This window comes from Lawsonibacter sp. LCP25S3_E2 (assembly GCF_052117285.1).
GTDB lineage: Bacteria > Bacillota > Clostridia > Oscillospirales > Oscillospiraceae > Lawsonibacter.
The window spans coordinates 1-25,517 of the sequence record NZ_JBQKJL010000017.1 but is presented as its reverse complement, the minus strand read 5'-3'; the positions used below and the strand labels follow the sequence as shown (position 1 = coordinate 25,517).

Here is a 25,517-nt window from a genome sequence, read left to right as displayed (position 1 = left end):
GGCCGCAGCATCTGCTGCTTACCAAAAAACCAGGACGCCCGAAGCGTCCTGGTTTTCATTTTGGCCCGATGGCTGCCCGTTGCCTGGACAACCGCATATTTCCGGCTGGAATGGTACGATGAGGATAGACAGCCCAGCGTCTGGACCATCTCCCACAAGAATAGAAAGCAGGTAACGCCATGACCACTTTTATCATTTTCACAGCCCTTGCCGCCATGATCCTTCTCTCCGCGGCCTCGGCCTGCGGTCCGTTTCAAGTCCCTCGCCTTAGCTGGTATAGGTGGTTTTTCCTGTTTCTGGGCAGCTCATTTATCGGGTGCCTGTTTGAAATGGGAGTCGTCTGGCTTGGCACCGGCGTCCTGATGAGCCGCAGCAGTCTGCTCTATGGTGCTGTCAGCGTTGTCTGGGGACTTGGAGCATTGCTGATGACGGTGATCCTTTTTCCCTTGCGGCGGTACGGGGGATGGACGGTATTTTTGGGAGGAGCCATTTTAGGCGGAGGGTTTGAATATTTGGCCAGCCTGCTGCTTGAGCGGGTCTATCATCGCCTGTTCTGGGACTATTCAAACCTTCCGCTGAATCTGGACGGCCGCACCAACCTGCTGTATGCAGTCTTCTGGGGATTGGCCGGAGTGGTATGGATCTATCGCCTGGTTCCATATCTGCTGCGGCAGATGGATAGAATTTCCGTCCAAAGGGGGCAAGCCGCCGCGGCAGGACTGGCTGTGCTGCTTACGTTTGATATGGTTCTTTCCGCCGCCGCATTTTTACGAATGGAGGAACGCAGCCAAGGGCAAATGCCCGGCAATCGTCTGGAATTCATGTTGGACACTTGGTATGACGATGACACCATGCAGAAACGTTATCAGAATATGACGCAGCCGCGCTCTGCTCCAGAAACAGTGGAGGACGGGTGACCTGACGGCGTGTTCTGCATAGAAAAATTTGTTTCCGTTTTGTGGATGCTGCAGCAGCCATAAAACGGAAAATGGGGAGAGATGAAAAAAACCATGACATCCAGATGCTGCTTTTGCTGATTTTTTAGATAATTTCTTTCATCGCTGAATAACTATGGGCACTGGCCTCATGGGCAGGAATTTGCTTTTTCAGACGAAAAGCACTGGAAAGGTGCGGCATTCCATGTGGAAGGATGCAGTGCTATGTGCAGGCGGAAAAGCAAGCCCTGGGGTGCAGATCTACCACGCGAATGGAAAGCATTTGCACCCCGATTTGTAAACCTTTATTATTTTAAGGTTTACAATTGGGACGAGATATAGTATACTAATCCCGTTTTAAGGGGGGATGACCGCTGAAAGAAGTTAGAGTGTGGAAGAAGCAAGACGATTTGACCGGTGTCATAAAACGTTGTAAGGAGATCATATGAACAGAAGTAAGACGAAAAATCTAATTATGTGCGCCCTGTTCAGTGCTTTGATCGCTGTAGGCGCGTTTATCAAGATCCCTGTTCCTGTAGTGCCGTTTACGCTGCAGCTCCTATTTACCATGATGGCAGGACTGCTGCTTGGGGGAAAGCTAGGGGCGGCTTCGGTGGGAGTTTACATTTTCATGGGGTTACTGGGACTGCCCGTCTTTGCGGAGGGCGGAGGACTGGCGTATGTTTTAAAGCCGAGCTTCGGATATATCATCGGATTTGCGGTGGCCTCTTACGTCACCGGCGTCATTGCCAATCAAGTTTCGAATCCAGACTATACCCGTCTGTTAGCAGCTAACTTTATTGGGCTGGGAATCGTCTACCTGTTTGGAATGGTCTATTACTACTTTATGAGTAATTTCTACCTTGGAAGTCCCATTGGCTTATGGCCGCTGTTTCTCTACTGTTTTATTTTGGTGGTTCCCGGAGATATTGTCTTGTGCATTTTGGGAGCAATTCTTGGCAAAAGATTGATCCCAATCGTAAACAAATAGAAAGTGCAGTGAGGGTATGAGTATGAATCTGAATGAACTGACCGATAAGGTCTCAAAGGGAGAAGAAATTTCAAGGGAAGAGGCGTTGTTTTTATCGGAACAGCCACTTTTGGAATTGTGTGATTGCGCAGATAGGATCCGTCGGCACTTTTGTTCCAATCAATTTGATATTTGCACAATTATTAACGCAAAGAGCGGAAAATGCTCTGAAAATTGCAAGTTCTGTGCACAATCTTCCCATAACCATACTTGTGCGCCGGAGTATCCGCTGCGTTCCAAACGGGAGATTTTGGAACAGGCAAAACGGAACCACGAACAGGGTGTTCTTCGATACTCCATCGTTACGTCCGGAAAGCGTCTCTCCGAACAGGAAGTGGATGAAATGTGTGAAACGGTCCGGGCAATCAAAGCGGAAGTGGGGATTTCGGTCTGCGCATCCTTTGGTTTGCTGAACGAGCGGCAGTTTCAAAAGCTGAAGCAGGCCGGTGTGACAAGAGTACATAATAACCTTGAAACCTCCCGCAGAAACTTCCCCAATGTCTGTACCACCCATACCTTTGAAGAAAAAGTGCAGGCGATCCGGGAGGCACAGGCTGCGGGCCTTTCGGTGTGCAGCGGCGGGATCATGGGACTTGGAGAGACGATGGAAGACCGGATCGATATGGCGCTTACACTCCGGGAACTTGGGATTCAAAGTGTCCCGGTCAATATGCTCAACCCCATCCCCGGCACTCCCTTCGGAAATCGTGAGAAACTGTCGGCCGACAACATGCGCAGAATTGTTGCCGTCTATCGCTTTATACTGCCTGCGGCCTCGATCCGCCTGGCGGGTGGAAGAGGTCTGCTCCCAGATAAAGGGAAAAGCTGTTTTACTTCGGGGGCGAATGCGGCAATTTCAGGAGATATGCTGACAACTGCTGGGATCACAACCAAAACCGATATGGAATTACTCGGTGAACTTGGATACGAGGCGAAGCTGTGCAATGAGTAAAACGATATTTATTACCGGGACAGGGACAGATGTGGGAAAGACCTATGTGACGGGGCTGATGGTAAAAAAGCTTCGGGAAGCGGGCAAGCGCGCGGCCTATTACAAGGCCGCGATGAGCGGCAACCAACGGCGGCCTGACGGCAGTTTGATTCCCGGCGATGCCTTGCAGGTGAAAACCATGTCGGGGATTGCACAGCCTCTGGAGGAGATGTGTCCATATGTCTATGAAACCGCGGTTTCTCCTCACCTGGCGTCAAAACTGGAGGGGAATCCTGTTGATATGACACGGGTCCTTAGTGATTTTGATCAAGTATGCAGTAAGTACGAGTATGTTACGGCGGAGGGGTCCGGCGGGATTCTTTGTCCCCTCCGGTTTGATGGGCAAACAATACAGCTTGAAGATTTTATAGCAGCCCGCGATTTATCCTGCCTGATCGTTGCGGATGCAGGACTTGGAACCATCAATGCTGTTGTGCTGACGGCAGAATATATGAAAACTCGGGGGATTCCGGTTAAGGGCATTCTGTTTAACCATTACGAACCGGGCAACAAGCTGCATGAGGATAATCTGTTGATGTGTGAAACGATGACCGGACAAAAGGTTGTAGCCTGCGTCAAAGACGGAGATCTGGATTTGGATATCTCATTTGAACGGTTGGAAGGGCTGTATGAAGAAAACGGAGGTACAATAAGATGATTTGGTATCCGTATGAGCAGATGAAAACCATGAAGCAGCCCTATAAGATCGTCGACGCAGATGGGGTCTATCTTTACACAGAGGATCAAAAACTGATCGATTCCGTATCATCCTGGTGGAGTGTGATTCACGGTTATAAACATCCTGAACTCAATGAGGCCATTGAAACCCAGCTTAAAAAATTTGCGCATGTTATGTTGGGGGGACTGACACACGAACCGGTGCAGAAACTTTCCGATAAACTGCAAAGCTGGCTGCCGGGAGATCTGGATTATTGCTTCTTCTCCGACTCCGGCAGCGTTGCGGTAGAGGTGGCTCTGAAAATCGCCTTGCAATATTATATGAATCGGGAAGAAACACAGCGCACCATGGTATTGGCGTTGGAACATGCTTATCACGGCGACACATTTAAAACAATGGAGATCGGCGATGACGAGGACTACCATTTTGTTTTGAACGCGTACGGGAAAAGCAAACATGTTGTCCACATTCCCACTGAGATACCAGCGCTTGAGCAGGCGTTTGCAGAATATCACGACCGCTTGAACTGCTTTATTGTCGAGCCCTTGCTGCAGGGGGCGGGTGGTATGAGAATGTATGATATCTCGTTTCTGAAGCGTGCAAGGGAGCTTTGCGATCAATACGGTGTGCTTCTGATTTTTGATGAGGTCGCAACTGGATTTGGGCGTACCGGAAACCGCTTTGTGGCGGATTTGGTTTTACCGGACATCCTTGTTCTGGGCAAAGCATTAACAGGCGGATATATTGGCCACGCTGTTACCGTTGCAAACCGGAAAGTATATGAGGGCTTTTATGACGATAATCCTGCGCACGCGCTTATGCACGGCCCTACCTTTATGGGCAATGCCTTGGCTTGCAGCGTAGCGCTAAAAGGCATAGAGCTGTTTGAAAAACAGGACTATATGTCTAAAATCCATAGAATTGAAGAAATTACCCGCCGTGAAATGGCAGGATTTTCTGACCCGCGCATAAAAGAAATCCGCATTATGGGTGCCTGTGTGTGCATGGAAGTATATGACTCCAATACGATTCAGGGGTACCAGCAATATGCTTATGAGCGAGGTGTGTTCAGCCGTCCGTTCCTGAACTATCTCTATGCGATGGTTCCTTATGTCATTGAGGAAGATGAACTGGTCAAGGTGTTGACGACGATGAAAGAGTGGTTCTCCACCAAAGGCTGATCCCAAATAGCTTTCTTGCCAGCGTGATCCGAAGGGTTTAGCACCGACCAAAAAGCAGATTGAGAACAAACAGCCGCCCTTCGGAAGAAGTACTTTCGGAGGGTGGCTGTTTGCCTGTCTGCAGCTGAACTGTGGTCAACGCTAATCGGACGAAACAATATGGAAAAAGCAGAAAAGCAAGAAAAAACCGCTGTTTTCTTTCGAAAACAGCGGTTTATCTGGTGGACGATACAGGACTTGAACCTGTGACCTCCCGCACGTCAACGCCGTTTTTTAATTTTTTATAATATTTTTCGCTTATTTATGGTTATTTTTACTCCGAAAAGATTGGTTTCAAACACTTTTAAGAGGTGGACATTCCGGCTGTTCCACTCCTGTCTGTGGCTGATTATGTGGTCAGTGTCCCTATTATTGAAGCTGGGAGAATAAAGAGACTTCCTCACTGAAGACAGATACAATATCTCAACCCTTTGGCGTGGACAGTTGATCTGTAAATTGTTGTTTGTCCATTTTAGATTGAGATATTTTTAGTACAGTGTAAACAAAGATTAGCACAACTGTAAACGGGTATATAAATAAATTTAGAATGATCTGGACTTACTTATAAGCGTTTGTTCGGTGCGCAGGGACGCAGCGGAACTGCGTTACTGATTTAAAAAATGCTTTACCTCGGCTAAAGTTGGGATGCTAGAGATACCTCCGTGCCGGGTTGTGGAAATTCCGGCGGCTGTACAGGCAAAGCGGACTACCTCACGAAGCTCTCTTTCCTCCAGCATACCAGGCTCTTTCCCGGTTTGAAGTAGCTTCCACACAGCGCTGCCGCCAAAAATATCCCCGGCTCCAGTGGTGTCGAGGACATGAATCCCTCTCAGACTTGGCTCCTGCCCCTGGGCCTTTTCGTTACGGAAGATACAGCCATCCGCACCGCAGGTCACAAAGACGAGGGAAATATCCAGCTCCCGCTGTAGGTACTCGGCTCCCTCCGAAGGAGAGAGGCCGAAGAGGAACTGGACCTCCTCGTCGCTAATCTTGACCACATCCGCCTGACGCAAGCCCCAGAGCATCTGCTCCTTTGCGTCCTCCGGACTGTGCCAGAGGGGCTGGCGCAGGTTGGGGTCAAAGGTGATGAGGGCCCTCCGGTTCCGTGCATATTCTACTGCCTTGCGGGTGGCGCTGCGAGCAGGCTCATCGGTGAGGGACAGGGTGCCGAAGTGGAATACCCGGGTCTGATCCAGGAGGGACAGATTCACCTCCTCCGCCGTGAGGCGGGTATCAGCCCCCGGTTTGCGGGCAAACGAGAACTCCCGGTTGCCCTGGCTGTCCAGTGTGACAAAGGCCAGGGAGGTGAACACATTCTCATCTGCCACCAGTCCGGCGGTGGAAATGCCGGCATCGGTCAGAGTACGGGTCAGCATCCGACCGAATGCGTCCTGTCCCACCTTCCCAATGAGGGCCGTTTTAGCTCCGAAAGAGGCCAGCGCAGCCAGAAAATTGGCTGGTGCGCCGCCGGGATGCCCAGCCATGGTGGGGTAGCTACTTTTATCTACTGAGAGGCAGGTGAAATCAATGAGCAGTTCGCCCAATGCAACCACATCAAACATAGCACGCCTCCTTAGTCCTGGGCAGCCGGATACTCGTTACAGAGTAGCCGGTAGGGAGGCTCGTCCTCTTCAATCTGGGGAAAGCGCCCCATGGGCGGATTAAAGCGGTTATCTGTGTTGTCGTCATTGCACTGGCTTACCTCACCCAGCAGAACAGGACCGGTTCCGGGTTCCACCGAGAAGTCGTGGTAGAGGAACTGCTGCACGTGGATGCTTTCTCCCGGAGTCAGCCGGATCTGGGTGCCGGCAGGGACGGTGTATGTGCGCCCATCAGTGTGAACTGTCACATCGGACTGGTAGTCGATCTCCTCATCGGGCAGGGAATTGTACACCCGGATAAGCACATTCCCGCCCCCGCGGTTGATGATATCTTCCGTCTTATACCAGTGGAAGTGGTTGGGGGCATATTGCCCCTCCTTCAGGTAAAGTAGCTTCTCAGCATACACCTTGGGGTATTTGTCTGCCATGGCGCGGTTGCCGTTGCGGATGGTGATAAGAGAAAATCCCAGTTCGTTGAACTTGCCCATTCCGTAGTCGGTAATGTCCCAGCCCAGCATGCAATCCCTGACCTCGTCGTACTCGTGTCCGATGCTCTTCCAATGCTCTGGAGTAAAATGGCAGAAGGGGGGCAGATAGCAACAGAACTTGTTACACATAGCCTCCAGTTCCTTCAAAGCCTGATTGATCTCTGATCGTTTCATAACCTGCTCATCCTTTCCAAGTGGGCAAAAATCTGACCCGCTTTTAAAATTGAAAAAATAGGTTAAAATTCATCTGAAATCTCATTTATTCGTAGCTTACATGTATTTTAAAGAAATGTGTTTGAAAAAGAAAGAGGCAAATTCACCAAATTTGATGCTGAATCTTTGATATTTTGATTGAGCTGACCGTTTTTTGGGGAAAGCTGACTGAAATTGAGAAAAACTATTGAAATAATTTTGGGACTAGTGTATTATTTGCATAAAATAAGGCGTAGAAAATGCTTGATTTATATGCGTTATATCGCATATTAGAGGAAAGTTTTAGATGAGATACCAGGAAATTAAAGAGCAGCTGATCGAAACTATCAGTCAGCTTGAGCCGGGCACGCGGCTTCCGTCTCGGCCGATGCTCTGCACGCAGATGGATACCAACCGCACTACGCTGGATCGGGCCATTAAGGAGTTGGAGAGTGAGGGTGTCCTGTGTTCCCGCAACGGCAGTGGCACATACGTCATTGGATTGATCAGCGGCAAGGTTCAGACTACCGAAAACTGGGGGATTATCGTACCCAATGTCATGGATCATGTCTATCCCTCACTGGCCCGCGGCATCGAAAATATTGCCTGCCGGTATGGCATCAACGTCATCCTCTGCAATTCGGATAACGATGCGGAAAAGCAGAACCGCTACATTAAGCGCCTGTTGCTATCCAGCGTGTCCGGATTCATCATTGTCCCAGTGATCGCGAGCAGTGCTGAGTTGACTTCCCACCTCTATGGGACTCTGCTGGACTCTCAGATCCCCTTTGTGTTTTGCCACCGGGGTGTAGAGGGCGTGCGAGTACCGGTGGTTAAATCCAACGATTTCTACGGCGGTTATTTGGCCACCCGACATTTACTAAGCCGAGGCTACCGAAACATCGCCTATATTGCCCGCGTTGAATACAGCACCAGTGTAGAGCGCTATCAAGGTTATGTGAGCGCTCTTCAGGAGTGTGGGCTTCCGGTACAGCGCGAGCGCATTTTCCTTCCTCAGGAAGATAACCCAAACGGGATTTACCAATTTACATCCCGTCTGCTGGCACAGGATGCTGCGCTGGATGCAGTATTCTGCTTCAATGATTATGTAGCGCAAGAGGTCTGCCGCGCTGTCCGGGATGCGGACAAACGCATCTCTGGTGAGATTGGCGTGATCGGATACGACAACCTGCCTTTGGATAGCTCCACTTCCCCCAAGATCACCTCTCTGGCCTTCAAGAGCTTGGAGATCGGCGAACAGGCCGCTGAGCTTCTCTATGAGATGATCCACCACAAGGAAAGTCAGAACTACCTGAGGTACTATTTGTTTCAGCCCACCATCGTCGTCCGGGAGAGTTGTCTCGGACCTGAGGGAAAATAAGTAAGCCAATTTAGGAAGGGAAGAATGAATCGTGAATGAACAGTACCATGGCATCTATGCCGCACTGGTGACCCCCTATACCAGCGACGGCAAGGTCAATTACGATGAACTGCAAAAGCTGGTGTGCCACCTGATCGACCAGGGACTGGACGGCTTTTACGTCAATGGCAGCACGGCCGAGGCCTTTCTCCTCTCCTCCGAGGAGCGAGAGAGGATCCTGGAGGCCGTCACCGAAGCCAACGCTGGCCGCGGAAAGGTAATCTGCCATGTGGGCGCTATTTCCACCGACGAAGCGATCCGCTACGCCCGTCACGCTGAGAAGGCGGGAGCCGATGCAGTCTCGGCCATCAGCCCGTTCTACTACAAATTCAGCAATCAGGAGGTCATTCGCTACTATAACGACATCATGGGCTCCACCGCTCTGCCAATGTTTGTGTACAACTTCCCCAACTTTTCCGGTTTCTCCCTGACACCGGAGGTGTTGGAGGAACTGGCCAAGAACCCAAATCTGGTCGGTGTCAAGTTCACCAGCTCGGATCTCTTCCTTTTGGAGCAGATCAAGTCCAGCCATCCTGAGATGGCGGTGTGGAACGGATTTGACGAGATGCTGGCCTCCGGCTTGATGGCTGGAGCCGACGGCGGGATCGGCAGCACCTATAACTGTATGCCCTGGCTGGCTCGGAAAGTGTTTGATGCCTTTGTGGCTGGTAATCTGGCTGAGGCTCAGGACAAGCAGCGCCAAATGAACCAGGTGATCAAGGTGATCTGTGCCCACGGGGTCTTTGCCTCGGTGAAGGAAATCCTGGAGATGGAGGGCTTCCACCTCAACGGTGTCCGTCGGCCCTTCACCCCCATGGACGAGGCTGGGTGCAAGGAGCTGCGTCAGGTCTACGAGCAGTACATCCTGCCCAACCGCTGAGAAAGCCCCATGACCCTGTACATCTGGCGTCTCTGGGAAGACGCTGATGAAATAATCAAATCTAAGGAGGAAATGAAATGAAACGAATTCTTGCATTTGCTCTGACGCTGAGCATGGTGCTAGCCCTGGCTGCCTGCGGCGGCAAGCCCGCTAGCAGCGGCAGCGGCAGTGGGACCACGTCTGAGACCACTGGCCAGACCCAGACTGGCGGCGAGTCTCTGCGTATCGTACTGTCCACCAACGACGGTTCCACCACTGATGACAGAGTGCCCACCCCCTGGATGAACCACAACCTGGCCACAAACCTGATGTTCCGCACCCTCCTGCTGGCTGATGCCTCCCTCACCGAGACCAGCCCTGACCTGGCGGAGAGCGTGGAGGTCAGCGAGGACGGCCTGACCTACACCATCACCCTAAAGGACGGCCTGAAGTGGTCCGACGGCGAGCCTCTGACCGTGGATGACGTGATGTGGTCCATCGAGACCGTCATGACCGCCGTGCGCCGCAACAGCATCTACTCTGCCGCTTTCGGTATGATCGACACCATGACCGCTGACGGCAATGTGATCACTATGACCCTCACCAGCCCCTACTCCGAAATGAGAAACATCCTGGCCCAGTTTGCCATCCTGCCTAAGCACTGCCTGCAGGACCAGGACGGCGAGAACATCGACACCTGCGCCTACTGGAGCAACCCTGTGACCTCCGGCTACTACATGGTGGGCGAGTTCAATGTGGGTAACTACTTCACCCTGGTCCCCAACCCCAACTATGAGGGCACCGCTCCCAAGATCCAGAGCGTTACGGTCTCCTTCGTCAACGACTTCCTCACCGCTGCCCAGTCCAATTCCGCTGACTTCCTGTACGGCAACGCCACCGACTTGGTGGAGGGCATGGCTGCTCTGGACAACTACACCTCCATCCCCGTAGATGTGCTCTTCTACAAGTATTTCATCTTTAATATGAAGGGTATTGATGGCAAGCAGAACGAGGCCATGCAGCCTCTGGCCGTCCGTCAGGCTCTGGCCGAAGCGATCGACCGCGCCGCCTTGGCCACCCTGTACCCCAATGCCGCAGTCATCAACAGTGGTGTACCCGATAACCACGAGGCCTACAATGGCTTTGCGTATACTTTCGATGCTGAGAAGGCTAAGGCTGACTTGGCTGCCTCGGGCTACGATATGAGCCGCACCCTGAAGATCTGCTACTACAACAACGACCAGACCTCTGTGGACCTCATCAACACCGTGGTCTACTACCTGCAGCAGGCTGGCCTGACCGTGGAGGCCACTTTGTCCAACGACGGTACTACCGACCTGTTCACCACCCGCGATTATGACATTGGCTTCAAAGGCTTGAGCTCCTTCTCCATGGGTGAGTGGTACGCTGAGTATGCCAGCAACAGCGCCACCTTCGCCAACATCTTCGGCGGCGATACTACCTTCGACGCTGCGATTGCCGACTTCAACGCTGCTATCACCACCGAGGAGCGCAACGCCGCTCTGACTGAGCTGCAGGAGCTGGAGCAGGCCAACCTGTATAAGTTCCCCCTGTTTACCATTGGCAACTATGTGTATGTGAACAACCGTGTGGTGCTGCCTGAGGGCGTGGAGTTCTGCAATCCTCTCTTCGTCAATGACATCGACTACGAGAACTGGACTCTCAACTGATCCTCCCGTCGGTATGCCGGGCAGCATTACAGATTAGCGAAACAATAAGGCGCGGGGCCTTCCGGCGAGTATCTCCCCGGAAGGTCCCGCCGCCCTATCCGGCGGGCGATAAGAGGCATATGAACGGCATGCCCCACGCCCTTTTTCCGTAGCCGGACCTTAAAAAATCGGCCCCTTCCGAACAATTTGGTTTGTGAGAGAAAAATGGGAGTGAGAGCATGCTCAAATTTATTCTGAAAAAAATTGCCCTAATGATCCCTATGCTCCTTGTCATCAGTCTGATCGTATTCCTCGGCCTGCGCGCCACCGGTGTGGACCCCATCACCTACATGGTGTCTATGGAGGTCCAGGCCCAATCGCCGGAACTGGTGGCAGAACTGCGGGAGAGCCTGGGACTCAACGATCCGCTGTTGGTACAGTATGTGCGTTGGCTGGGTGAACTGTTGCGGGGTGACCTGGGATACTCCTTTGAGGGGCAGAAAATTGCGGACATCATCGCCGTCCGATTGCCCTATACGCTGGAGCTGTCCGGATACGCCCTGCTGTTCAGCTCCATCATCGGTATTGCCATTGGTATTTTAAGCGCCATCCGGCAAAACGGCATAGTGGACTATGTCGGCCGGGTCTTTGCCGTGCTGGGCCAGGCTGTGCCTCAGTTCCTGGTTGGTATCCTGCTCATCCAGCTTTTCTCCATTAAGCTGGGCTGGTTCCCCGTGGCCAACCGGGTAGATCCCAACGCCACCAACGCCTTTGTGGATGCCTTCCTTCACCTTTTCCTGCCAGTGACAACGCTGACCATCGGCATGGTGGCTGTGCTGATGCGTTATGCCCGCAATACCATGTTAGATGTGCTCAACAGCGACTACATCAAGACCGCCCGCTCTAAGGGTATCCCGGAGTGGAAGGTGTATATGAAACATGGCTTCCGCAACGCCATGAAGCCGGTGCTCATCATCCTCATGTTCCGTATCCCCGGCCTGATTGGCGGCTCGGTGGTCATCGAGACGGTATTTTCCTATCCCGGCATCGGCCTGACTATGACCAACTCCATCGTTTCCAATGATTACCCAACCGTTATGGTCATCACACTCATCATCGCCGCAGTCATGTTGGTCTGCTCTTTCATGGTAGATGTGTTCAACGCCCTGCTAGATCCCCGTGTCCGCCTGGGTGAATAAGGAAAGAGAGGAGAAACACTATGAGTGAATTGACTAACGTCAGCATCAAAGAGCAAAATAAAAGTGCCGCCTCCTCTTTGCTGAAAAAGAATATCCGCAAATTCCTGCGCAATAAACTGGCGGTTCTGGGCCTTGTGATTGTTGTGACCATGGTGGTGGCCTGTGTGGCCTGTGCCATTGCGGGGGTCGATTACGCCACCCCCGACTTGGCTAATATGAAGAGCAGTCCCGGCAATGGCCATCTCTTTGGCACTGACACCATCGGCCGCGACCTCTTCGCCCGCGTCATGTTCGGTGGGTGCTACTCCATTTTCATTGGCGTGTTCTGCTCAGTGGTCTCTGGAATCATTGGTGCAGTGCTGGGCGCCATCGCCGGTTACTTCGGCGGCAAGGCTGATATGGTTCTGGTGCGAATCTCCGAGCTTTTTCAGACCTTTCCCCAGCTAGTGCTGGTGATGATGCTGGTGGCCATCCTTGGTACTCGAGGCATGGTGAACATCCTGCTGATCTTTGTCTTTACCGGTTGGATGACGACTTTCCGTATGGTTCGTAATGAGTTTTTAAGCCTCAAGGGCGAAACCTATGTTAAAGTCTGTGAGGCGTTTGGCATGAGCCGGAGCAACATCATGTTCAAACAGATCTTGCCCAACATCATGACGCCTATCATTGTCTCCACCACCACCAACGTAGCGGTCTATATCCTGCAGGAGGCCGCGCTGAGCTTTATCGGCTTGGGTATCCAGGACAGCACTCCCACATGGGGAAACATCCTCAACGCAGCTAAAAGCGTTGCGGTGGTCACCAACCAGTGGTGGATTTGGGTTTTCCCGGGCCTCGCCATTACCTTGTTCGTTCTGGCAATCAACTTCCTGGGCGATGGCCTACGAGATGTGCTGGATGCCAAGCAGCAGTAAGGAGGGGCGGTTATGGACAACAGAGAGATCATTCTGGATGTAGAAAATCTAAATACTAGCTTTATTTCTGACCGAAAAGAGGTCAAGATCGTCAAAAATGTCTCCTTCCAGCTCAAACGGGGCAGTACCTTGGCTGTGGTGGGCGAGTCCGGCTGCGGCAAGAGCGTGACGATGAACTCCATTATGCGCTTTCTGGGTAGCAATGCCCGGGTCAAAGCCGACAAGATCCAGTATAACGCCCTGAGAAACGGGGAGGTCAGCGAATACCGCCTGGAGAGCATCAAAAAGCCTCACGGGCCCGAGATGCGCGCCCTGCGCGGTCCCGAGATGTCTATGGTGTTCCAGGACCCGATGTCCAGCCTGAACCCCGTCTATAAGGTGGGCGACCAGGTGGCTGAGGGCCTTTTGCAGCACAACAAAGGCATGACCAAGAAACAGGCTCGTGAAAAGGTGTTGGAGATGTTCCGCAAGCTGGGTATCCCTGACCCTGAGGAGCGCATTGACTGCTATCCCCACCAATTCTCCGGTGGCATGAAGCAGCGCGTGGTTATCGCCATCGCCATGATCTGCAACCCGGAGCTCATCATCTGTGACGAGCCCACCACCGCTCTGGATGTGACCATCCAGGCCCAGATCATGGAGCTTTTGAAGGAAATGCAGGTCAAGGACGGCAAGAGCATCATCCTCATCACCCACAACATGGGACTGGTGGCCGAGATGGCCGACGAGGTGTGCGTGATGTACATGGGCCGCGTGGTGGAGTTCGGCAGCCTGGAAGACGTATTCGACCGCACCAGCCACCCCTATACCCAGGCACTGCTCCGCTCGGTGCCGGTGCTGGGCCTTGCTGATGGTCAGAAACTGGAGACCATTCCCGGTTCTACTCCAAACCCGGCCGACCTAAAGGGAGGGTGTGAGTTTGCTGACCGCTGTCCCTTCTGTACCGACGCCTGCCGGGCTAAAGACATCCCCATGTTTGAGCTATCTCCCGGCCACCGCGTGCGCTGCCTGAAATACCAGGAATTCCCGGAGGTGCTGTAAGATGAGTGAGAAAAAAGAAATAATCTTCAAGGTTGAGAATCTCCGCACCTGGTTCCCCATCACCAAAGGCGCCTTCAAGAAGGTGGTCGGCCATGTGAAGGCCGTGGACGGCGTGAGCCTGGACGTCTACCGCGGTGAGACCCTGGGCATCGTGGGCGAGTCCGGCTGCGGCAAGTCCACCCTGGGAAAGACCCTCATGATGTTGGAAAAGGCCACTGACGGCCAGGTTCTGTTCAATTACGACGGTGAGTTCCGGGACATCACCAAATTCAACGCCAAGGAGATGTTCGACTTCCGAAAGAAGGTCCAGATGGTGTTCCAGGACCCCTATTCTGCCCTCAACCCCCAGAAAAAGATATACACCTCCTTTGAAGAGCCTTTGAAGGTCCACGGCGTCAACTCCGAGGTGGAGCGGGAGGCGATCATGCAGCGGGTGCTGAAGATGGTCAACATCCAGCCCGACTACCTGGCACGGTATCCCCACGAGTTTTCCGGAGGCCAGCGGCAGCGGCTGTGCATTGCCCGCGCCCTGGAGGTCATGCCCGAGGTTCTTATTTGCGATGAGCCCGTGTCCGCCCTGGACGTGTCGATCCAGGCCCAGGTGCTCAATCTGATGAAGGACATCCAGAAGGAGCTGAATCTGACCTATCTCTTCATTGCCCACGACTTGAGCGTGGTGCAGTACATGTCGGGTCGTATCGTGGTCATGTACTTAGGAAAGATCGTGGAGGTGGCTGACTCTAGAGCCCTCTACGACGAGCCGCTGCACCCCTACACCAAGGCGCTGCTATCCGCCATCCCGGTGCCTGACATCCACACCAAAAAGAAACGTCAGGTACTGGAGGGCGAGGTGCCAAGCCCCATCCACAAACCCAGTGGCTGCGCCTTCCATAACCGCTGTCCCCACTGTATGGAGATCTGCAAGCAGGTGGACCCCGCCATGACGTGCCACGGCGCACCTGGTCATATGGTGGCCTGCCATCTGTATAACCAAGATAACCAAGAACCACAGGTCTGACCTGATTTGGAGAAAGGAACAGCCATGCTACTATCCTTGGAGAGTACCTGGGACGTGCTGGTGGCCGGAAGCGGGATCGCCGGCCTTTCGGCCGCCCTAGAGGCGGCGGAGGCCGGTTGTTCCGTTGTGTTGCTGACCAGCACCCATCTCTTTTCCGGCTCCAGCTTTTACCCCGGCACCTGGGGGCTGGGCCTCATCGGGCCGGAAAACAAATCCGATCAGGAGGATCTGTGCCGCTCCATCCAGGGGGTGGGATGCGGTATGGCAGACCCGGCTCTGGTGGAGGCCTTTGTGGAGAACATTACCCCTGCCATTGAGAAGTTGCGGCAGATGGGGGTGAAGCTGCGCCGGGCGGTACAGAAGGAGCAGAGGGAGTTTATCCCCTGTTTTGACCACAAGGCCCGGGACTGGAACGGCCTGGAGTTTGACAGCGTCCGTCCCGTGTTCGCCAAACGGCTGGAGGCCTTGGACATCACCACTCTGGAGGGCTGCGAGATAGTGGAGCTGGTCCGCAACGGGGACCGGGTCTGCGGCGTAGTGGCCATCCAGGACGGTACGCTTCACTACCTGGGCTGCCGCTCACTGGTGCTGGCCACCGGCGGATACGGAAGCATCTTCCGTTACCACCTATGCACCGGTGATGTGACTGGGCTGGGGCAGGCCCTGGCGCTGGAGGCGGGGGCAACTCTAATTAACATGGAGTTTATGCAGATGATGCCGGGCTATCTCTCTCCTGCGCCTAAGACCATTTTCAACGAAAAGGCCTTTCGCTTTTCTCATTTCTGCCGGGGAAACGGTAGGCCGTTGCTCCCCACCGGTGAGGAGACCCAACTTTTGCTAGAGGAACGCTCTAGCCATGGGCCGTTTACCAGTCGCCTTTCAGACTGTGCGGTGGATCTGGCCATCTTCCGGGCATTTCTAGACGATCCCGCCGGCGTGGAGGTTACCTATTCCAGGGAAATGCAGGACGACCCGCCCGAGTTCATCCGCACTTACTTCGACTGGTTGGAGCGCGAAAAGGGACTCACCGCCGCCGATCCGATCCGGGTGGGGATCTTCGCCCACGCAGCCAACGGCGGTGTGGCTATCGACACCAATGCCTTTACCGGTGTTCCGGGCCTCTTTGCCTGCGGGGAGGTCACCGGCGGAATGCACGGAGCAGACCGCATAGGAGGGCTTTCCACCGCCAACGGACTGGTCTTTGGCGGCAGGGCAGGGCAGGCGACGGCCGCCTCATGCGTGCAAGTCCCGCTTGCGCCGGATCACTGTCACTTTGCCCCCTGGAGCTGGCGGGAGTGTTCCCACCTGCGCCGCCGGATGCAGGATGTGATGTTCCGCAGCGCCATGGTGCTGCGCAGTGGACAGGGGCTCAGTGCCGCCCTGGAGGAGCTGGATGCTTTGGAATCCGGAGCTGTGCGGGAGCCGAGCGGGCCAACTGCCGCTGTGGCCGATTCCCGCCACCTGGCTGGACAGCTCACTACCGCCCGTGCCATTCTCCGCGCTGCCCTACTACGACAGGAGAGCCGTGGTTCCCATTGCCGGGAGGACTTTCCTAACCCCGATCCGTCCCTGGCGCGACCCATTCGGGTCAGCCTACGCAGCGGTGTCCCTGACGCCCAATTTGAGAAAGAAGGTTTTATATGATCTATACCACCATGGACCGCCTGTACCGTTACCGTGGCCTGTGCCCCTCTTTGGACACCGCTATCGACTATCTGGCCTCCGCTGACCTATCTGCCCTCAAGCACGGGCGCAACGAGGTAGATGGGGATAATGTGTTTATCAACCGTTTTGACTACACCACCCTTCCCGAGACGGAGGCAACCTGGGAAGGCCATGCCCAGTATGCCGACCTCCATGTAGTCCTCTCTGGGGAGGAGCGTATTGGTATAACGGATGCCGCTCACCTCACGCCCACCACGCAAGATGAGACCGTTGATTTCATTGGCTACGACGGACCGGTAGACACCTGGTGCCCCATGGCCCCCGGCGCTGTCCTCATCGTGTTTCCTGAGGATGTTCACATGGTCAAGGTGCAGAAGGATGGCCCAGTGCAGGTGGAAAAAGCCGTATTTAAACTAAAGGTCTGACCCGTTCGATGACATATGTGTGCTTTTGTCGGTAGGGAATGCAAAGTGGGGTGCCTTTCGTTCGAACATCAATAAGGACAAAGATGACCACATCAGCTCTTCCAGAGTCATTTAATTAATAATGCTGTATTTGCAGGATTACTGGTTTTGTAGGCGTATCGAAGCAGGCGGTCTATAGGCGATACAAAGGCAAGTTGCATACTGTGTGCGCTTCGTATGCTCATACGGTACAGGGGGTCTTGTATCTATCAGAGCAGGCTGAAACGCTAATAATACAAGACTTATGCAAAATGACTGCGCCGCTGTACTGGATCAGACCGGGATTGTAGAAATCCTTACACTACCAAAAGTGACATGGTATCGTTTCAAAAGGAAAGCAAGTGAAATAAATATTGACCGCCATCTCAATGTGTTGAGATGGCGGTATCCCTGCTTAAAGAGAGAGGTCTTTCTATAGGTAGCGAGGGCAAAACAATTTTGATACAGTGTATAACAAAGAAATACATTTCGTTCACAATCAATGTGGCCGGCAGGATAGTTCCTGCCGGTCTATATTTTGTTACAGACTTTCTAGCTGTCTTTTTAATTCTGCGTCATTCAACTCCCCACATTCAGAGCGCCTTAGCAAGTCCTGTGCTCTGGCTATAGCGGAGTTCCACTCATCCACACTAATCTTCTTACGGTTCTTCCTCTGCTTCAAACGGTTATAGGTACGGGCGTATTCCAACTGGGCTGGAGTGCGATTAGCTTTGCCCTGGGCCTCCTTCCGGTGAGCACCTACTTTCCTGCAGGTGCGTTCTGTCTCACCTGGAGCAATATTGTTGCAGTAGCAGGTGTTGTAGCCTGCGGTCAGGAGAAAATATTTTCCGCAGTTGTGGCAGCGGCGCGGCACATTCCCCACAGCCAGCCCTCGGTAGAACTCCACTTCTAAAAAGCTGATCAAACCAGGGAACTCCGTCTGTTCAACCAAAATAATTTTGTCCTCACCCGTGGGAGACATCATGGGTACAAAAGCCACTTTGAGTGGAAAGCAGTGATCGAAAGGCTCCTCGTCATGGTTTGCGACCTTGGCTGTCATCATGTCGCTATAAAACTGAAAAACGCCTACTGCGTAGGCCTCGGAATTTCTCCGCTCCAAGGGTTCAAAGTAACTGTCCAGCATCAGAGAAATCTGTTTTCGAAACACACGCAAGATTTCCGTTATACCTACTATGCCACGCAAACGCATTTCTACTTCTGCTCTAGCTTCACTGGGCAGATAACGAATCCCACCCCAAAATGTTTCCAGCAGGTCAGCGTTTTGGAAAAGTGGCTGTGACCAGTCAATATTCAGATCCCGATAGACCGGAAGTGCGGACACTAGAAGCCAAACTTCCTGTAGTTTTTTCTGTGCTCGCTCCACGGATTCCTGTGTGTCTTCCTGCCACACAGATTGTATAGCGTGATAAACATCCAGCAGACTTTGATCGAGCCGAAGCAATTCCGACTCCTCCAAGTTCAAAATGTCTACCATACACTGCCCAATTGGATATTCACGTTCACCAATAAAAATGCGGTCGCTGTAGAAGAGTGCCGTAAAAGCATCTACTGCATCCGTAAAAATATCCTCTGTATCAAGTGGCTCGTTTTTCATGTGGCCTCCTGTTTGTAGCCGATAGACTTTTGGGATTTACCCAACCTGCCCTGAAACCATTGAACTCTTGTTTGAGCTTTGTTACCATCGTATCGGATAGAATCAAATAAGTCAATCGGAGGTAATGATACATGAAAAAATCGGTCTATAAAAGCTATGATGATCTGCCGCTGTTTCTCAATTCGGAAATGGTGACGCAGGTGCTGGGCGTATCACCGTCCAGTGCGTATGAGTTAATGCATGAACCAGGATTCCCAGTGCTGCGCATCGGGAGCCGCATGGTGGTGCCCAAGGAACAGTTCATCCAATGGGTGACTGAACACACGGAGGGAGGGAACTGCAAATGAATACACTTTTCCGTCTGCGTGATTCCAAACAATGCCGCTTCCAAATGCCAAATGATGTTTGGAACTGGGAACTGAAGCCACAGGGCTTTGCTATCCTTGCCTATCTCTGCTATCTCCATACGCACCGCAAAAATTTTGCGGTACCAGGTGCGGATGAGATCGCAGCCCAACTGCACATGAGTGTGGACATGGCTATGGAACAGCTCGATCAACTGAACCATCGCGGACTGATCAAGGAAAACGGGGTTCCCATGTTCAAGAATGCCGGCAAGAACTTTTTCTCTCTGCCCAATGAACTGTTCTTTCTGAATACCGGTCACGGTGCGATCACAGTCTACGCCTATCTGCTCTACTGCGAAGACCGCCGCACGCATCAATGCCATCCAAGTTACCGTACCATCTCGGAAGCTGTGCATCTTACGGTGGCTACTGTGATGAAACATATCACAAAGTTGGTAGACAGAAAGTTCATCACGGTGAAGAACACGACCTACGTCGACAGACAGGGGATGAAACGAAATGGCAACAACCTGTACACCATCCTGCCGATCCAAGCGGCCATGGACCATTGTTACCAGCAGCAGATGCTTCGATTGGAATAACGGACGCTTATTCAGCAACAGGGCAAGAATCCCCTTCGTAGCCCGCTGTAAGGCGCTGTGTGCCACATTTCAAGGCTGGGCAGAGTCCCTCTGCCCGCCGCCGGGTCTGGAGAAGAGCGCAGGGCATTTTGCGGAAGAGCAGGAGAAACTGCCGGGGTCATGTGCCCCACGGCAGGGCCACAACTGCCCGCAGTGCGGGCAGTTTCAGGGGAGGACGAGGGCGTTCCAAAATCAAAAATTTTCCCATTAGGGGGTTCTCTAGGAGTAAAACCCAAAGATTACAGGCTATTTCACGGCGTTCCTACGAAAAAAGGAGGTTTCAAAGCATGGTTATCGGGAAAGAGAAATTTGCCCTCTGGATCACACCGGAGGCCAAAAAAGAAGTGGAAGCTCACTACAAACAGGACAACTGCAAAAGCCAGAGCGAGTACATTGAGAAGGCGGTCCGGTTCTACTCCGGCTACCTGGATACGAAACACGCGGAAGCCTACCTGCCCCGTGTCCTCTCCGACGTGCTGGAGGGAAAGTTAGGAGCCTTCGGAAAACGCGTGGGCCACCTACTGTTCAAACAGGCGGTAGACCAGGATATCATGGCGAACCTGGTTGCCTACCTGAGCAATGTAGATCTGGACAAGCTGCAAAAACTCCGGGTCCGCTGTGTAAAAAATGTGAAAGAGACCAATGGGGAAATTAATTTCGAGGACGCGTTCCGGTTCCAGAAGGAGATTACCGAATGAACGGTCTTATTCAAAAGTCCGGTTATATCAAGCCGGGCAGCGGCGGTGGATGTTATGCCGAGTACATTGCCACACGGGATGGCGTAGAAATGATTGAACCTGCGGCGAGTGGCTACCTGGAATACATGGCTGAGCGGCCCCGCTCTCACGGCTTGTTTTCCGTAGACGGCCCCGCCGACCTGGAGAAAACCATGGAAGAGATCAATGCACACGCTGGTCCGGTATGGACCTTTGTCTATTCTCTGAAGCGAGAAGATGCTGCACGGTTGGGTTACGAAAACGGTGATAGCTGGCGCAGATTGCTGCTGGCTCATCAGACAGAGCTGGCAACGGCGATGAAAATTCCGCCCAGCAGCTTTCGGTGGTGCGCTGCCTTCCACGATGAGAAGCACCACCCACACATTCACATGATGGCATGGTCCAATGATCCAAAGCAGGGTTACCTGACCGAGCGCGGCATTGAGCAGATGCGCTCTCAACTGTCCAATGACATTTTTCAGGACGAGCTGCTATCCCTGTATCAGCAAAAGGATATCTCGTATCAAGAGGTACGAGACACAGCTGCGGAAGCCATGGGGCAGCTCATCCGAGAAATGAAGTCCAGTCTATGTGACAGTCCGGTCATTGCGGAGCAGGTGGAAACGCTGGCTGAAATGTTGTCAGAAACGAAAGGCAAGAAGGTGTATGGTTACCTGAAAAAGCCAGTAAAGGCCCGGGTGGATGCCATCGTGGATGAACTGGCCAAGCTCCCGGAAGTGGCGGAGTGCTATGACCACTGGAACCGGCTGCGGGATGAACTGGAACGGTACTACAAGGACACACCCAGAGAACACAAACCACTGTCTCAGCAGCAAGAGTTCAAAGCTATCAAGAACATGGTCATCCGGGAGGCGGACAATCTCCAGCTGGGTGTATTCACCTTCGAGGATGCGCAGATGAAGGATGAAGTGGACGAAGACAAGGATGCTGTGCTCCATGCCTGGTCATCCCGGTGGGAGATGGCGGAGACCTATCAGAACGCAAAAGAAATCCTTTCGGTCTATGAAAACACAGAGGAAGAAAAAGCGGAACAGGTGCAAGTGCTGGAGCAGCTCTGGAGTTCAGGTTTCACCGTTGCTGCGCATCAGCTGGGCAAGTGCTGGCGGGATGGCCTTGGCGTTCTTCCAGATGACAAAAAAGCGGAGCTGTGGTTTCAATGTGGCGCGGAAGCTGGTCATGACTTCTCCCAGTACGCGCTGGGCAAGCTGCTGCAAAGTCAGAAGAGAATCAACGAAGCCGTGTCCTGGTATGAGAAAGCGGTAGAGCTGGGCGATCCGTATGCCGCTTATCAGCTTGGCAAACTCTATCTCCAGGGAGAGCAGGTGCAAAAGGATGTGGCTAAGGCGCTGGAGTATCTGACCCAATCTGCCGAACAGGGCAACCAGTACGCGCAGTACACCTTGGGTAAGCTGTACCTGACAGGGGAAGAAGTGGCGCAGGATCAGGAGCAGGCATACAACTGGCTCTGGGAGTCTGCATCCCAGGGAAACGAGTATGCACAGTTCCTTCTGGATCACTTTGACGACAGCCACAGGCCCAATGTGCTCCTTGCCGTCACAAGCTTGCTCCACCACATGGGCCGGATCTTCCAGGACAACTCCGTGCCGCCTGCAGTCCCGACGGGTCAGCAGATGGATCGAAAACTCAGGGGGAAGATCCAAGAGAAGAAGATTGCGATGGGCCACAAGCCGGATGACCATGAGGAGGAGCAGACTATGGGGGGCATGACCATGGGATAAAAATACCGGGCAGTCCGAAACTGCCCGGTAAATGTGCAAATTATGAAAGGTCAATTTCCATACTCATATGCGGGATCTGAATTGCATCTTCAAAGAAATCAATTAGCTGATCCATAACCCCTTGTGCCGCATAAATCGTAGCAATCATAAATGTGTCCGGGTCCACATCTGCTAAGGCAAACTCATAGCCAAGATGCTGAATCCACTGCGCAAAGAAAAGCCGCTGAGTACGGCCATTCCCCTCACGGAAAGGGTGCAGCATGTTGATGGTGTGGTAAAAGTCCGCTACTTCTTCCGCTAACTGTCGATGGGACAATCCGTCTGGATGAAAGGTGCTCAATCGCTTAAAACAGGCGCCCGCACAGGATTCAATCTCATCTGGGGAAACAAATGCCGTACCCTTTTTTGAAATACTGATAGAGCGCACTTGACCAGCCCAATCATAAAGATCGCAAAATAGGAAATGGTGAATACGCTTGTAATGATCAAAGTCAAACTCACCCTGGATCGGCTGTTGATCCAACAGGCTTGCCTTGCCCAAAACGACAGCAGCTTCTGTTTCGGCCAATACAGACTCATCCTGTATCCCCAGTTTGTTGATGAGACAGGTTGTTCCGGGATAGCAGCCGTCGGTTATCGCGTCGATACTGTAAGCCATACTACCCCTTCTTCCTGTCGGGTATAACGCGGGCCAGATATTGCTCCAGCGTAATCTCGCCGGAAAGCAACTTGCGGCAAAGATCTTTACAGGTATTTGATACCGAAAATCCTTCCATTTGCAAAGATAGCTCGGCGGATCGAATGGACCGGTCAATGGAGTTGGACATTTGGAAAACCTCCATTACAGAAGTTGGTTGATGTATGCATTGTAACATAAGAGTCCGGCTGATGCAAACCGAATACAATGGGCAATTTTAGTACAGTGTATAACAAAGAAAGCTCCCGTGCAAATGATAACAGTTTGATAATTGTGGTCAAAAGCCCTGGCTATTCTCTCGGTTCTTCGGTATTGTGTGTTGCTGAAAAGGAGGCGGTACACATAAACGACTACATGAAAGCCCTGCACCAGCGGTTCTACCGGGAACCGGACTTCAGTGAAATGGAAGAGGACATCGAGAAAACCCGTCAGGAGGTACGGGACTGCCTGGACAAGCTGCAGCGACGCAGGCTCATGCATCTGGTGGACACGCAAAACCTGCTGCGGGAGGAGACCTCCCTGGCCAGCTTCACCGCTGGATTCAAACTGGCCTGGGAATTGAGCAAAGAACTGGAGGCGGACGGCCTGTACTCCTTCGATGAGGAGGAGACAGAGCGTGTCTGCCGTCAAGTAGGAAAGGAGGAGTGAGCATATGGGAAAGCGAAGACCATCTGGAGACGGTATGGTGCGCAAGCGGGAAGATGGCCGCTGGGAGGGCCGCATCGTGGTGGGCCACAAGGAAAACGGCGCTTCCATCTTCCGGTACATCTACGCAGACTCCCAAAAGGAGCTGACTGCCAAACTCCGGCAGAACATCAACGCCTATCAAGGTGTGAACCTGACCGAGGAAAGCAGCATGACCCTGTCCCAGTGGCTGGACAAGTGGTTGGAGGAATATATCAAAGGGACCGTTCGGGAGAGTACGCTGGAGGGATACCGAAAAGATATTATGAACCATGTCATCCCGTACTTGGGGGAAAAGCCGCTGAGGAAGGTCACTGCGGCGGATTTGTGTTCCCTCTATCAAAAGCTTTTGGAGCGAGGACGAATGAAAGACGGAAATCATGAGGCTGGACTGAGCCCGACCACCGTCCGTAGCATTCATAACATCATCCACCACGCGTTGAGAACTGCAGCTGAAAATGGGCTGCTTCCCGCTAATCCGGCTGAAGCCGTTACGCCGCCCAAGGTTGTGAGTCAAGCAAAGAAAATTCTCAACCACGATCAGCTGGATACCTTCAAAGCGGCGGTCAAACAAGACTGGATCTGGCGGGACTTCTTCCTCACGGAACTGACCACCGGCCTGCGGAGAGGGGAACTGTGCGGCCTCAAGTGGTCAGATTTCGATGAAGAGGCCGGGACCTTAAATGTATGCCGTACTATCCACGCCCGGAAAGGCGGCGGGGTGGAGGAAGGGACGACCAAGACCTATGCGGGCACCCGAACCATCCTGCTTCCGTCCAGCACAGCCCAGCTTCTGCGGGAGCGAAAAAAGTCCGCCCTGACGGAATGGATCTTCCCTGATCTGCTCTGCCCGGAGAAGCCGGTCAGTCCGGGCAGTGCCTACCGGCGACTGAAAGGCTTATTGGAGGAGGCCGGACTGCCTGATCTTCGGTTCCACGATCTGCGCCATACCTTCGCCACCCATGCCCTGGCCAGCGGGGTGGATGCCAAGACCCTGTCCGGCATCCTGGGCCATACGAAGGCCAGCTTCACCCTGGACACTTATACCCATGTGACCGGAGATATGCACCGTAACGCCGCTGAGATCGTAGGGGACTTTATGACAGAGCTGTTGGGAGAGGAGATGGAACCGTGGCAAAGCAGCGAAAGCGGGGAGACGGCAGTCTCCACCTGAGAAAGGATGGCCGCTGGGAGGGGCGGTATGTGGTAGGCCATGACGAGAAGGGCCGTCCAAAGACGAAAAATGTGCTGGCCAGGACCAAGGGGGAGTGCGCAGCCAAGCTGAAGGCCCTGAAAGAGAGCCTCAAGGGTACAGAGCCGAAGCGGCCCAAGGGGGACATGACCTTCGGGGCCTGGCTGGATCACTGGTACCAGACCTACTGCAAACCGGCCATCAAGCCAAAGACCCAGGCGGACTACGAAAACCGCATCTATCAGCACATTATCCCGGAGCTGGGACACATCCTCCTTTCCCAACTGTCCCAAAGCGATCTCCAGCAGTTTTATCACCGTCTGAAACAGGGCGGGCGGCTTCGGCGGGTGGAGCAGTACGGTCCGGGGCTGTCTGACCGCATGGTGAAAAGCTGCCATGTGACCTGCCGCATGGCCCTGGACAAGGCGGTGGCAGAGGGGCTGATTCTGAAAAACCCCGCCGCAAACTGCAAAGCGCCGGCCACCCATCCCAGGGAAATG

The 25,517-nt window shown here is 53.1% G+C and carries 25 protein-coding genes and 1 pseudogene; 21 read left to right on the top strand and 5 right to left on the bottom strand.

All coding sequences use genetic code 11. The annotated features are described in order from the left end of the window. The first annotated feature begins 179 nt into the window (after positions 1-179). From ACTQ3R_RS13045 to bioA, 5 genes are all read left to right on the top strand, one after another. Positions 180-917: a putative ABC transporter permease gene (locus ACTQ3R_RS13045; RefSeq protein ID WP_441779644.1), complete on the top strand. Its 738-nt coding sequence runs from the start codon at positions 180-182 to the stop codon at positions 915-917. A gap of 463 nt (positions 918-1,380) precedes the next feature. Beyond that, positions 1,381-1,926 carry a biotin transporter BioY gene (locus ACTQ3R_RS13040; RefSeq protein ID WP_441779643.1) on the top strand — a complete coding sequence of 182 codons (546 nt, stop codon included), beginning with the start codon at positions 1,381-1,383 and terminating at the stop codon, positions 1,924-1,926. A gap of 22 nt (positions 1,927-1,948) precedes the next feature. After that, on the top strand, positions 1,949-2,917 hold the full coding sequence (gene bioB, locus ACTQ3R_RS13035) for a biotin synthase BioB (RefSeq protein ID WP_441779642.1): 969 nt from the start codon (positions 1,949-1,951) through the stop codon (positions 2,915-2,917). Next, positions 2,910-3,614, top strand: a complete 705-nt coding sequence (bioD, locus tag ACTQ3R_RS13030; protein ID WP_441779676.1) for a dethiobiotin synthase — start codon at positions 2,910-2,912, stop codon at positions 3,612-3,614. The genes bioB and bioD overlap by 8 nt, the downstream gene beginning before the upstream one ends. Next, positions 3,611-4,816, top strand: coding sequence for an adenosylmethionine--8-amino-7-oxononanoate transaminase (gene bioA / locus ACTQ3R_RS13025; RefSeq protein ID WP_441779641.1), 1,206 nt, complete (start codon positions 3,611-3,613; stop codon positions 4,814-4,816). The genes bioD and bioA overlap by 4 nt, the downstream gene beginning before the upstream one ends. Before the next feature lie 644 nt (positions 4,817-5,460). Here the strand turns inward: bioA and ACTQ3R_RS13020 are convergent. Beyond that, on the bottom strand, positions 5,461-6,417 hold the full coding sequence (locus ACTQ3R_RS13020) for a carbohydrate kinase family protein (protein ID WP_441779640.1): 957 nt from the start codon (positions 6,415-6,417) through the stop codon (positions 5,461-5,463). Between the two features lie 11 nt (positions 6,418-6,428). Further along, positions 6,429-7,118, bottom strand: coding sequence for a D-lyxose/D-mannose family sugar isomerase (locus ACTQ3R_RS13015; RefSeq protein ID WP_441779639.1), 690 nt, complete (start codon positions 7,116-7,118; stop codon positions 6,429-6,431). A gap of 325 nt (positions 7,119-7,443) precedes the next feature. On the opposite strand from ACTQ3R_RS13015, the gene ACTQ3R_RS13010 reads away from it, so the two are divergent. The 9 genes from ACTQ3R_RS13010 (at position 7,444) to ACTQ3R_RS12970 (ending at position 17,347) form a co-directional block, all read left to right on the top strand. After that, complete coding sequence (locus tag ACTQ3R_RS13010; protein WP_441779638.1) at positions 7,444-8,517, top strand: GntR family transcriptional regulator; 1,074 nt, start codon at positions 7,444-7,446, stop codon at positions 8,515-8,517. Between the two features lie 31 nt (positions 8,518-8,548). Continuing rightward, positions 8,549-9,436, top strand: a complete 888-nt coding sequence (locus ACTQ3R_RS13005) for an N-acetylneuraminate lyase (protein WP_441779637.1) — start codon at positions 8,549-8,551, stop codon at positions 9,434-9,436. 77 nt (positions 9,437-9,513) lie between these two features. Further along, positions 9,514-11,106 carry an ABC transporter substrate-binding protein gene (locus tag ACTQ3R_RS13000; RefSeq protein WP_441779636.1) on the top strand — a complete coding sequence of 531 codons (1,593 nt, stop codon included), beginning with the start codon at positions 9,514-9,516 and terminating at the stop codon, positions 11,104-11,106. A 218-nt stretch (positions 11,107-11,324) separates the two neighbouring features. After that, entirely contained in the window at positions 11,325-12,284 is a 960-nt protein-coding gene (locus ACTQ3R_RS12995) for an ABC transporter permease (RefSeq protein WP_441779635.1), read from the top strand. A gap of 20 nt (positions 12,285-12,304) precedes the next feature. Further along, complete coding sequence (locus tag ACTQ3R_RS12990) at positions 12,305-13,198, top strand: ABC transporter permease (RefSeq protein WP_441779634.1); 894 nt, start codon at positions 12,305-12,307, stop codon at positions 13,196-13,198. Between the two features lie 12 nt (positions 13,199-13,210). Further along, the gene (locus tag ACTQ3R_RS12985; protein WP_441779633.1) at positions 13,211-14,239 is read left to right on the top strand and encodes an ABC transporter ATP-binding protein; all 1,029 of its coding nucleotides are present in this window, start codon (positions 13,211-13,213) and stop codon (positions 14,237-14,239) included. A gap of 1 nt (position 14,240) precedes the next feature. Beyond that, entirely contained in the window at positions 14,241-15,257 is a 1,017-nt protein-coding gene (locus ACTQ3R_RS12980) for an ABC transporter ATP-binding protein (protein ID WP_441779632.1), read from the top strand. A 24-nt stretch (positions 15,258-15,281) separates the two neighbouring features. Next, on the top strand, positions 15,282-16,901 hold the full coding sequence (locus ACTQ3R_RS12975; protein ID WP_441779631.1) for an FAD-dependent oxidoreductase: 1,620 nt from the start codon (positions 15,282-15,284) through the stop codon (positions 16,899-16,901). Then, positions 16,898-17,347 (top strand): YhcH/YjgK/YiaL family protein, encoded by a 450-nt coding sequence (locus ACTQ3R_RS12970; RefSeq protein WP_441779630.1) that lies wholly within the window; start codon positions 16,898-16,900, stop codon positions 17,345-17,347. The genes ACTQ3R_RS12975 and ACTQ3R_RS12970 overlap by 4 nt, the downstream gene beginning before the upstream one ends. 559 nt (positions 17,348-17,906) lie before the next feature. On the opposite strand, the gene ACTQ3R_RS12965 is transcribed toward ACTQ3R_RS12970, so the two are convergent. Beyond that, positions 17,907-18,980 carry a DUF6076 domain-containing protein gene (locus tag ACTQ3R_RS12965; protein WP_441779629.1) on the bottom strand — a complete coding sequence of 358 codons (1,074 nt, stop codon included), beginning with the start codon at positions 18,978-18,980 and terminating at the stop codon, positions 17,907-17,909. Between the two features lie 131 nt (positions 18,981-19,111). Here ACTQ3R_RS12965 and ACTQ3R_RS12960 point away from each other — a divergent pair, with 131 nt between their 5' ends. The 4 genes from ACTQ3R_RS12960 (at position 19,112) to mobP3 (ending at position 22,444) form a co-directional block, all read left to right on the top strand. Further along, a complete protein-coding gene (locus ACTQ3R_RS12960) occupies positions 19,112-19,327 on the top strand; it encodes a helix-turn-helix transcriptional regulator (RefSeq protein WP_118643585.1) in 216 nt (71 codons plus the stop codon). Continuing rightward, positions 19,324-19,929: a helix-turn-helix domain-containing protein gene (locus ACTQ3R_RS12955; protein WP_441779628.1), complete on the top strand. Its 606-nt coding sequence runs from the start codon at positions 19,324-19,326 to the stop codon at positions 19,927-19,929. Before ACTQ3R_RS12960 ends, ACTQ3R_RS12955 begins: the two co-directional genes overlap by 4 nt. Positions 19,930-20,255: 326 nt before the next feature. Beyond that, entirely contained in the window at positions 20,256-20,666 is a 411-nt protein-coding gene (locus ACTQ3R_RS12950) for a hypothetical protein (protein WP_441779627.1), read from the top strand. Then, complete coding sequence (gene mobP3 / locus ACTQ3R_RS12945) at positions 20,663-22,444, top strand: MobP3 family relaxase (protein WP_441779626.1); 1,782 nt, start codon at positions 20,663-20,665, stop codon at positions 22,442-22,444. Before ACTQ3R_RS12950 ends, mobP3 begins: the two co-directional genes overlap by 4 nt. Positions 22,445-22,484: 40 nt before the next feature. Here mobP3 and ACTQ3R_RS12940 read toward each other — a convergent pair whose 3' ends face one another. Continuing rightward, positions 22,485-23,102, bottom strand: a complete 618-nt coding sequence (locus ACTQ3R_RS12940) for a Fic/DOC family protein (protein ID WP_428227296.1) — start codon at positions 23,100-23,102, stop codon at positions 22,485-22,487. A 1-nt stretch (position 23,103) separates the two neighbouring features. Then, the gene (locus ACTQ3R_RS12935; protein WP_191400164.1) at positions 23,104-23,271 is read right to left on the bottom strand and encodes a hypothetical protein; all 168 of its coding nucleotides are present in this window, start codon (positions 23,269-23,271) and stop codon (positions 23,104-23,106) included. A gap of 143 nt (positions 23,272-23,414) precedes the next feature. Between ACTQ3R_RS12935 and ACTQ3R_RS12930 the strand changes: the two genes are divergently transcribed. From ACTQ3R_RS12930 to ACTQ3R_RS12920, 3 genes and pseudogenes are all read left to right on the top strand, one after another. Continuing rightward, positions 23,415-23,789 carry a hypothetical protein gene (locus tag ACTQ3R_RS12930; RefSeq protein WP_441779625.1) on the top strand — a complete coding sequence of 125 codons (375 nt, stop codon included), beginning with the start codon at positions 23,415-23,417 and terminating at the stop codon, positions 23,787-23,789. 4 nt (positions 23,790-23,793) lie between these two features. After that, on the top strand, positions 23,794-24,999 hold the full coding sequence (locus ACTQ3R_RS12925; RefSeq protein WP_441792699.1) for a tyrosine-type recombinase/integrase: 1,206 nt from the start codon (positions 23,794-23,796) through the stop codon (positions 24,997-24,999). After that, positions 24,957-25,517 (top strand): annotated as a pseudogene (locus tag ACTQ3R_RS12920) (tyrosine-type recombinase/integrase); the annotation flags it as partial. The gene ACTQ3R_RS12925 and the pseudogene ACTQ3R_RS12920, both read left to right, overlap by 43 nt.

Coding starts and splice junctions, on each gene's coding strand:
- mobP3 (WP_441779626.1), top strand. CDS start 20,663: ATGAACGGTCTTATTCAAAAGTCCGGTTATATCAAGCCGGGCAGCGGC.
- bioB (WP_441779642.1), top strand. CDS start 1,949: ATGAATCTGAATGAACTGACCGATAAGGTCTCAAAGGGAGAAGAAATT.
- ACTQ3R_RS13010 (WP_441779638.1), top strand. CDS start 7,444: ATGAGATACCAGGAAATTAAAGAGCAGCTGATCGAAACTATCAGTCAG.
- ACTQ3R_RS12980 (WP_441779632.1), top strand. CDS start 14,241: ATGAGTGAGAAAAAAGAAATAATCTTCAAGGTTGAGAATCTCCGCACC.
- ACTQ3R_RS13020 (WP_441779640.1), bottom strand. CDS start 6,417: ATGTTTGATGTGGTTGCATTGGGCGAACTGCTCATTGATTTCACCTGC.
- ACTQ3R_RS13040 (WP_441779643.1), top strand. CDS start 1,381: ATGAACAGAAGTAAGACGAAAAATCTAATTATGTGCGCCCTGTTCAGT.
- bioD (WP_441779676.1), top strand. CDS start 2,910: ATGAGTAAAACGATATTTATTACCGGGACAGGGACAGATGTGGGAAAG.
- ACTQ3R_RS12965 (WP_441779629.1), bottom strand. CDS start 18,980: ATGAAAAACGAGCCACTTGATACAGAGGATATTTTTACGGATGCAGTA.
- ACTQ3R_RS12960 (WP_118643585.1), top strand. CDS start 19,112: ATGAAAAAATCGGTCTATAAAAGCTATGATGATCTGCCGCTGTTTCTC.
- ACTQ3R_RS12950 (WP_441779627.1), top strand. CDS start 20,256: ATGGTTATCGGGAAAGAGAAATTTGCCCTCTGGATCACACCGGAGGCC.
- bioA (WP_441779641.1), top strand. CDS start 3,611: ATGATTTGGTATCCGTATGAGCAGATGAAAACCATGAAGCAGCCCTAT.
- ACTQ3R_RS12975 (WP_441779631.1), top strand. CDS start 15,282: ATGCTACTATCCTTGGAGAGTACCTGGGACGTGCTGGTGGCCGGAAGC.
- ACTQ3R_RS13015 (WP_441779639.1), bottom strand. CDS start 7,118: ATGAAACGATCAGAGATCAATCAGGCTTTGAAGGAACTGGAGGCTATG.
- ACTQ3R_RS13000 (WP_441779636.1), top strand. CDS start 9,514: ATGAAACGAATTCTTGCATTTGCTCTGACGCTGAGCATGGTGCTAGCC.
- ACTQ3R_RS12995 (WP_441779635.1), top strand. CDS start 11,325: ATGCTCAAATTTATTCTGAAAAAAATTGCCCTAATGATCCCTATGCTC.
- ACTQ3R_RS12990 (WP_441779634.1), top strand. CDS start 12,305: ATGAGTGAATTGACTAACGTCAGCATCAAAGAGCAAAATAAAAGTGCC.
- ACTQ3R_RS13045 (WP_441779644.1), top strand. CDS start 180: ATGACCACTTTTATCATTTTCACAGCCCTTGCCGCCATGATCCTTCTC.
- ACTQ3R_RS12940 (WP_428227296.1), bottom strand. CDS start 23,102: ATGGCTTACAGTATCGACGCGATAACCGACGGCTGCTATCCCGGAACA.
- ACTQ3R_RS12935 (WP_191400164.1), bottom strand. CDS start 23,271: ATGTCCAACTCCATTGACCGGTCCATTCGATCCGCCGAGCTATCTTTG.
- ACTQ3R_RS12955 (WP_441779628.1), top strand. CDS start 19,324: ATGAATACACTTTTCCGTCTGCGTGATTCCAAACAATGCCGCTTCCAA.
- ACTQ3R_RS12925 (WP_441792699.1), top strand. CDS start 23,794: ATGGGAAAGCGAAGACCATCTGGAGACGGTATGGTGCGCAAGCGGGAA.
- ACTQ3R_RS12985 (WP_441779633.1), top strand. CDS start 13,211: ATGGACAACAGAGAGATCATTCTGGATGTAGAAAATCTAAATACTAGC.
- ACTQ3R_RS12970 (WP_441779630.1), top strand. CDS start 16,898: ATGATCTATACCACCATGGACCGCCTGTACCGTTACCGTGGCCTGTGC.